Annotated in this window: 2 protein-coding genes; both read right to left on the bottom strand. The window is 55.3% G+C overall.

Annotated features, from left to right (window positions below; genetic code table 11):
- Nucleotides 1-602, bottom strand: a 602-nt coding sequence (locus ACYPYD_RS11650; RefSeq protein ID WP_459663279.1) for an aromatic ring-hydroxylating oxygenase subunit alpha, incomplete at its 3' end; no start/stop codon positions are given.
- A 486-nt stretch (nucleotides 603-1,088) separates the two neighbouring features.
- On the bottom strand, nucleotides 1,089-1,766 hold the full coding sequence (locus ACYPYD_RS11645; protein WP_459663277.1) for a TetR/AcrR family transcriptional regulator: 678 nt from the start codon (nucleotides 1,764-1,766) through the stop codon (nucleotides 1,089-1,091).
- Between the last annotated feature and the right edge of the window lie 358 nt (nucleotides 1,767-2,124).

Below are 2,124 nucleotides of genomic sequence, written 5' to 3'. Positions count from 1 at the left end.
GTGGCGAACTTCCAGTTGGTTTCGAGGTCGATCTTCATCCAGAACACGCGCACGGCGGTGTCCATCGGGTAGTTCTTGTAAAGGTCCGGCATCGGCGACAGGAAGTCGAGCAGTTCGGGCGCCTCGTCGTCCATCGTGTACCACACGAAGCCGCCCCAGGTGGCGCAGCGCAGTTCCTTGAGCCTCAGCTTGCCGCAGGGGTTGCCCTGCGGGAAGTCCTGCGGGTCCTGCGCATAGTTCAGAACGCCGTCCTTGCCCCAGACCCAGCCATGGTAAGGGCACTGGAACGAGTCCTGCGAACTGGCGTCCCACACCAGCCGCATGCCGCGGTGGCGGCACGAATTGTAGAACGCCTTGATCGAGCCGTCGTCCTGCTTAACGCAGAAGACGGACTCGTTCATGAAGTTGTGCACGACGTAGTCGCCCGGCTCCTCCAGCTCGGCCGTGCGGCCGGCGACGTGCCAGATGCGGGTCCACATGTGGTCCCATTCGCGCTGCATGAATTCGACCGAGGTGTAGCGGTCGCCGGTGATCGGGTCGCCGCGAAGATTGTCGGCGTTGCGCCCATCAATCATCAGCGCGTCGATGTCTTGCCTTCCCATCTGCCATCCTTCTCGAGGAAGCCTGACCGCCTGAACTGCTCACCCTTTTTATCAGGTGGCACCAATCTTGTCGGTCGCTTTCATCGAAGCCCATCGCCCGTCTTTAGCGGACCATTTTTGTTGATCTGGATGCAGAATAACAAAACTGGTCATTCGACCAACCTAGTATATCTGTCAGGCTCATCATCCGACGTCGCCATCGGACTCTATGGGAACGTGTCAGTGCGGAATCCTACAGCCTATCCCTCACCGTCTGAGCCGTAGACCGCCTTCGCCAATAGCCAATTTGCGCAACTTGAATGTCAGCAACACCGGAAATCGGAAAAATCTGAACACCATTGCGATAAGTTATCGAGATGGGGGCCTCCAGCTTCAGGCGCATACTGAACTGATGCGGTCAGCATAGGCTGCCGCATGATGGGTCTTCGAGGACGGAACTTTCCAATGTGGGGCGCACTTGACCAAAGGCCGGTGCATCGCATCAGTTCATACCTCAAGCCTATCCAGACACTCCAATCCACCTGTAAAGAAACAAAGCGCTGGCGCCGCCATCTCTTCGAGGCGGTCTACAGAATAATGGTTATCGCTCAAATCGTCCAGAAATCCAGGATCTTGCACCATGAATATTAGAGCGGCCTCTATAAGATAAACTCCTGCAAGGAGGTTTCTCTCGGAAATACCCGGCCGATGACGGTGAATTCGATCCGTGAGCATCTCTGAGATTACGCCGAGCTTAGCCAGAATCGGACGCAATTCCGGCATGCGGTATGCGCTCATCAAATGCGATGTCATGACTATGTAATTGCGCAGCGGACTATCTACCGATGCGGCAGCCTGCATAAATGGAAGGATGAACGCAGAGACGATCTCCTCCAGTTCGACACATTCGGCTCCCTCTTCCGCATCAGTGAAACTAGCAGCTATCGTTTCCCGCAGTAGCCCAAGCTTTCGGTCCAGCGCTGCTTCGAGAATTAGATGCTTATTGCCGTAATGATAATGTAGCACTCCTATTCGTACGCCGGCCTCCGAGGCGATATCTCGCAACGATGTGCCCAGATAGCCGTTGCGAGCAAACAGGATTTCGCAGGCATCCAGAATCTGGCTTCGAGTGGCATCTCCCTTAGCAGAGGCTGGAGCACGATTTGGATTGACCGAGTTTTTCATCCTTTGGTCATTGCTCTAATCTGTTCATTCATCAACCGGCGTTTCATCGATCTTTCAGACCTGCAATCTATCATGCACGTGATCTGATCCCGGAAACCTGGATCGCTTTGAGTTAGAGTTTCCCGGCCATTGTCACGGTGACGGGCGGGGTACGTCACTGGGGTTCATCAACGTGATCGGGGCTTGTTGCCGATTGCACCAAGCGGCCGATCCTCGTTGTAGTCGGGAAGCTTTAGCAGGCTGCGGAAAAAGGGTTGGCAGAGCCGGCCATTGGCCTCGCTTTCGCCGTTTTCTAGCCCAAGGCGTCAGTCATTCTGGGAGGTAACCTTCCAGAATCCGGTCGTTTTTGACCGGCCTC

It is taken from the genome of Novosphingobium sp. 11B, from assembly GCF_054589055.1.
Note: the sequence above shows the minus strand (reverse complement) of the source record. Positions and strands in the feature narration are given on the sequence as shown.